The organism is Variovorax glucosi (assembly GCF_051216695.1).
Lineage (GTDB): Bacteria > Pseudomonadota > Gammaproteobacteria > Burkholderiales > Burkholderiaceae_C > Variovorax.
Map to the genome: position 1 here is coordinate 1 of NZ_JBPJZE010000324.1, position 1,091 is coordinate 1,091.

Annotated in this window: 1 protein-coding gene; it reads left to right on the forward strand. The window is 68.7% G+C overall.

Translation table 11 applies throughout. The features are described from left to right. The coding region (locus ACSFA3_RS25335; RefSeq protein ID WP_435508090.1) for an MFS transporter at window positions 1–1,091 on the forward strand (1,091 nt) is incomplete at both ends.

Genomic DNA, 1,091 nt, shown 5'->3' on the forward strand with positions numbered 1-1,091 from the left:
GCCGCGATCCTGGGCGCGGGCGTGCTGGTGGTGCTCGATGGCGCCATCGCCAACATCGCGCTGCCCGGCATTGCCCAGCAACTGCAGGCTACACCCGCCGATGCCGTCTGGATCATCACCGCCTACCAGCTGGCCGTGGTCATGTTCCTGTTGCCGGCTTCCGCTGTCGGGGAGCGGTTCGGGTATCGGCGCGTGTTCGCTGGCGGCGTCGCGCTGTTCACCGCGGCGTCGGTGTTGTGCGCGTTGGCCCCATCGCTGCCATGGCTCGTGGCCGCGAGGTGCCTTCAGGGCCTGGGCAGTGCGGCGGTGATGCCCCTTGGGCTGGCGTTGTTGCGCTTCACCTATCCGCGTCGATTGCTGGCGCGCTCGATCGCCTGGAATGCGCTCGCCGTCGCGGCCGCTTCCGCGTCGGGGCCCACCCTTGGCGCTTTCATACTCTCCGCGGCAAGCTGGCCGTGGCTCTTTGCGGTGAATTTGCCGATCGGCCTCGTCGTGCTCGCCGCCTGTGCGGTGTTGCCGAGCCCGCCGCGCTCGGTGCGCCGCATCGACGTGTGGAGCATCGCGCTCAACGCGGTCATGTTCGCCTCCTTCGTGCTCGGGAGTGACCGGCTCGTGGTGCATCCGTTGCACGGCGGCGCGTTGCTCGTGTTGTCGGCCGTTTGCATGGTCCTGCTGGTACGGCGCGAGATACCGAAGGCGGCGCCGTTGATCCCGCTCGACCTGCTGCGCGTGCATTCCTTTCGGGTCTCGGTCATTGCCTCTGTGTGCTGCTTCACCGGCCAGATGGCCAGCCTTGTCGCGCTGCCGTTCTATATCCAGCACGAGCTGGGCCAGAGCGCGGTGACCGCCGGCCTCTTGATGACCCCCTGGCCCCTGGCGGTGATGCTGGCCGCGCCGCTGTCGGCACGCCTGGCCCAGCGCGTGCCGAGCGCATGGCTCTGCGCGGCCGGAAGCGCGTGTTTCGCGAGTGGTCTGGCCCTGTGTGCCTTGTGGCCGCTCCACGGCAACCCGGCCTTGCCGATCGCGCTGTTCACGAGCCTCGCCGGCCTGGGCTTCGGCTTCTTCCAGACGCCCAACAACCAGAACATGCT